This window comes from Emergencia sp. 1XD21-10 (assembly GCF_009936045.1).
Classification (GTDB): Bacteria; Bacillota; Clostridia; order Peptostreptococcales; family Anaerovoracaceae; genus Senimuribacter; species Senimuribacter intestinalis.
This window is the reverse complement of sequence record NZ_QWEQ01000053.1, coordinates 1-4,393: the sequence shown is the minus strand read 5'-3', so window position 1 is coordinate 4,393 and position 4,393 is coordinate 1. Positions and strand designations below refer to the sequence as shown.

General features: G+C 36.2%; 4 protein-coding genes. All 4 read left to right on the top strand.

The features are described 5' to 3' along the window. Positions 1 to 103 precede the first annotated feature (103 nt). Positions 104 to 517: a hypothetical protein gene (locus D1151_RS16105; protein WP_161909547.1), complete on the top strand. Its 414-nt coding sequence runs from the start codon at positions 104 to 106 to the stop codon at positions 515 to 517. A gap of 222 nt (positions 518 to 739) precedes the next feature. Further along, on the top strand, positions 740 to 1,168 hold the full coding sequence (locus D1151_RS16100; RefSeq protein ID WP_161909546.1) for a hypothetical protein: 429 nt from the start codon (positions 740 to 742) through the stop codon (positions 1,166 to 1,168). Between the two features lie 104 nt (positions 1,169 to 1,272). Beyond that, positions 1,273 to 1,878: a hypothetical protein gene (locus D1151_RS16095; RefSeq protein WP_161909545.1), complete on the top strand. Its 606-nt coding sequence runs from the start codon at positions 1,273 to 1,275 to the stop codon at positions 1,876 to 1,878. A 1,613-nt stretch (positions 1,879 to 3,491) separates the two neighbouring features. Beyond that, the coding region (locus tag D1151_RS16090; protein ID WP_161909544.1) for an ATP-binding protein at positions 3,492 to 4,393 on the top strand (902 nt) is incomplete at its 3' end.

Sequence of the window (4,393 nt, the reverse complement as noted above, 5' to 3'; positions counted from 1 at the left end):
TGTCAGAGTAAATTCTATGTAAGTCTTTGCCATTTGAAATTCCAGTGATACGCAGAATTTATTTTGGCAAATAATATTTATGAGAAGGAAATGTATTTTTTTTATGTTTATGGCGGTAGTACTGATTCTTTCTACGACATTCGCATGGGCGGGAAACGGTGATTTTCAGACAGAAAAACCGATAGATGAAATAGAATTACCGTACACCTATCCAACTTTGGTGAAATCGATTTTTAGTATTACATCGGGAACTGCAAAGTGTGGAGTGGATTTTCTCTTGAAATCAGATAAGACCTTGGATTACATCTTAGTAACCGCAAAAGTGAAGAAAAGCACCGGTACTGTTATAAAAACATTTACAGAAGAAGTATACCCTGACAGTGGTCTGATGAAATGGAGAGGAACCTATAAACTGCAGTCAAAGGGTACTTACTATTTGGACTGCACAATAAAATGCTATAAAGGCGGTATTGTAAAGGAAACGATTACCACACAATCTGAGAAAGCGACATATTAAATTAGAACTGTGGACTATGTAATGTTTTGGTTAATATTTTTGTAATTTTAAAAAATCTTGTCCCATTTTTGCGCTGAAAACAGTTATATAGATATAAGGGGTAAAAGCAGGAAGTTAAAAAGACGAAAAGGCGGTGTACCACCAATGTGGTAGAGAAGTGGATAAAAAAGCTAAACTATTGAATTGACGCTAGGAAGAGCGTTATAGAGAAGGAGAGAAATAATGAAAAAGAAAACAAAATGTAAAGTTCAGATGGGTCTGATTGCAATCGTAGTATTGTTAGCAGTTAATACAATGTGCTCTTTTGCAACAATAGAGCCTCGTTGGACTCACTTTTTCAGTTATAGTGACAAGGTTTATTCTGGTCAAACCCGTTCAACAAAATCATTCTATTGTCCAGGTAATTTTACATTGAATCATTCGCAGGCATGGAGAAATGGAGCGCTAGCAAGCAATGGAACACTTAAAGTGCAGTTATGTAAAGTGTCGGGAGGAACTGTTACAAAGGTAGGGACCGCCAAAAGCCTTTCCGGGAATGGCTCGTTTATGCCGATATTTAATGTGGCATCTGGTGAATACCAACTGGTATTTTACAATACATCTTCAAGAGAAGGCGAACGTGTAGAAGTTTCCGGTAGCTGTATGAATTAAAATCATATAAAGAATTTCAATTATGATAAATTATATCGAAAATAGATAGAGCGGCTTTTTTATAGAGGTTGATTATCTTTCAGATTCAGAAAGTGGGGATATTGATGACAACAAATACGATTAAAAATCTGATAGGCCAGTTGATTGTTATATTTCTTGGAATTATAATAGGAAATTGGCTCTATAAAAAATACCTTATGTTTTTTGTTGCAGATTTTTGGCTAGAACCAAGTAGAATATGCTATTTGATAATCACTTATTCTGTATTTGCGATGACATGTGTATTATGCACTTCGTTTTTGTATATAATAATATATAGAGAAATACATAGCGTTTTAAAAGTCACTGCAAAAGCAATGTACATTTTTTTGCTCATATTGTGCTGGACTGGACCAAATCAAAGGGATAATATGTTTTTAACGGAAGACTGGAATCCTTTTGCTTCAATGCAAAAACTTTGGATGTATGGAGAAATAGGATTTATAGGATTGGAGATTTTGTCATTTATACCCCTTGGCTTAATGCTTGGAAATAGAATTAAGTACAAAACTGCAATTATTGCTTTTGCAATTTCTTCAATCTTAATAGAGCTTTTGCAATTTTGTATATCAACTGCACCGTTTAGAACGTTAGACTGCATTTTGTATTTAACAGGACTGCTATTGGGATATTTCATTGTTCGACTTAAGTCAAATGATGAATTGAAATAATAACTTTGATTGAAAATCAAAATTGTATTCGGAAGAACTTTAGCGTAATAGAGGGTAATTTATTGGATAGAGTGAAACAGATAGGACAATTATAATTGCAGAAGCAAATCTGTTAAGACAGATTGTAAAGGGAGTTATAAAGTGAATCATGGGAAATTAACGGCTTATAGAAAAACTGTAAGTCGTTTTTCTCTTTATTTTATAGGAAATTGTGCTTTGGGAAATATGAGGAAACGTAACAAATCCACAACCAAAGGAGGGATGAAGCTATGGCAGTTTTCTGAGTGGAGCGCAACAAAGGCTATACCGTTATAATCAACCATCAACAACCGAATGGAACTGACCATAAAGGAAGAATGGCTTTTACCGCAAAAAATGTTATTTCCCGAAGAGTGGGATTTCATCCTTGCGGAGTGTCACAAATTAACCGGGGAAGTATCAACGCTATTCGTACCATCGTATGAGAGTTAGAAAAAGTTGAGTATATCAAACGGTAACAGGAATGCGACGAGAAAGGCAACATCACCGACGTAATTTATGGGAGAATCCGATACCGAATAAACCAGCGACGGAAAATCCAATGCAATTAAATAAAGATATGCGAAGAACTGACTTATCAAAAAACAAGAAATGAATACAGATTTACAAAGTACCCATTACATTCCTATCCTTTCCACGAACACTTCTCTTTTTGACAAAAAAAGCTGTTACGCCAAGCTTTACCATACGAAGGATATGCACGGTTGTAGTGTGTGCGAAGTATCGTTCACAGCTAAATGCTTTTAGGACAATAGCAGGTATAATATTTAGTGATATCATTTGCTTTCCTACAAAATTATCTGCTTTTAGCGCTGCTTCTCCTACAACACCTAAAGTGTTAGCCGCGTGTCCGAACACACGCGCACCAGCTTCTATATATTTTCCGTTCTGGCAGGTTCCCTGTTTGTAAAACCCGGTCTATCTTCCGCTTGATAACATCATATCTCTGTACTTGTTCTCTTGGTTTGCCATAAGTAGACCTTTGCAGGATATGAAAAAGTAAATTTGTCCATTGTAAACTCCTCCTTTTTGTTTAGATTCCCATGACAAACGCAAGAAAGTGAATCTCTATTTTTGACTTGACCTTGGGAAGTGCTTTTAGAGTTGACCTTGGAAATCGGTGAAATCCGCAATCAGACCGTAAAGATTGTAAGTTGGCATCATGCGGTCATCTGCAAAAATCCTGTTACAGCGTTTCTGACCGTAAATGATTGTTTACGGTTAATACGGTCAGATTTGGTTTTTCTGGGATACTTTTCCAAAGAAATTCTTGAAGATCCCCCGGCTCTTGTGATTTAAGTGTTTCCATCAAAGAGCTGCGGGATAGCGTCGACTATATCGACTGGAAGCAGAACTTCTATGACGAAGTGCTTTCCGGCGCACGCCTCTATGTGAGCAATTTAATCGGGACAGAATAATAAAAAAGTAGGTTACGCGATGCTTTTCAGCAGTAGACTTTTTTAACATTTTGGAAATATTGATAAAAAGATTTTTGATTTTCGTACATTTTAGAGGAAAAAGATTTGCGATTTTCGTACAAAAGTGATATTATGTAGACAAAGAGGAGGAATGAGATGGTCTTTAAACGGAAAATTTATGAGAAGATGAAGGCGTGGAAGGAATTGTCCGGCGGAGAGAGTGCACTTATGATAGAGGGTGCGCGCCGAATTGGAAAAAGTACCATTGCTGAAACTTTTGTGCAAAACGAATACGAAGACTATATCCTGCTTGATTTCGCAAAAGAAAAAAGAGAAATTTTAAGTAATTTTGAGGAAAATATAGGAGATTTGGATACTTTCTTCAGAAATTTATTTCTCTTAAAAGGGAAATCTTTGAGAGAGAAGCAGTCTGTAATTATTTTCGATGAAGTGCAGCTTTTCCCTTTGGCAAGGCAGGCAATTAAGTATCTGGTTGCGGACGGAAGATATGATTACATTGAAACTGGATCTTTGATTTCAATTAAGGAGAATGTAAAAGATATTTTGATTCCATCCGAGGAGTATAAGTTAAAAATGTATCCGATGGATTTTGAAGAATTTTTGTGGGCGAAAGGCGATGAAATTACATTTCCTATTGTAAAAGAGGCTTTTGAAAAGAGAAAGTCTTTGGGTGAGGACATTCACAGACAGGTTATGCAGAAATTCAGAACCTACATGGCGGTAGGCGGTATGCCTCAGGCAGTAAGCGCATTTGTGAATGGAAGAACTTATGAAGAGATTGATTTTGTAAAAAGAAATATCTTGGATTTATATGAAGATGATTTGAAAAAGTACGATACTAATCATAAGGAAAGGGCTTCGGTTGTTTTTAAAACGATACCGGAGCAGCTTTCGAATCATAATTCCCATTTTAAGCTCGCTATTTTAGATAAAAAAGCCAGATATGAGCGTTATGTAGATGCGATTGATTTTGTTGCGGAGTCTATGATGGGTAATGCATGTATTAATGTAACGGCACCGGAAGTGGCACTGGAACT

Excerpts from the sequence above, each read along its gene's own strand:
- D1151_RS16105 (WP_161909547.1), top strand. The coding sequence starts at position 104 with ATGTTTATGGCGGTAGTACTGATTCTTTCTACGACATTCGCATGGGCG.
- D1151_RS16100 (WP_161909546.1), top strand. The coding sequence starts at position 740 with ATGAAAAAGAAAACAAAATGTAAAGTTCAGATGGGTCTGATTGCAATC.
- D1151_RS16095 (WP_161909545.1), top strand. The coding sequence starts at position 1,273 with ATGACAACAAATACGATTAAAAATCTGATAGGCCAGTTGATTGTTATA.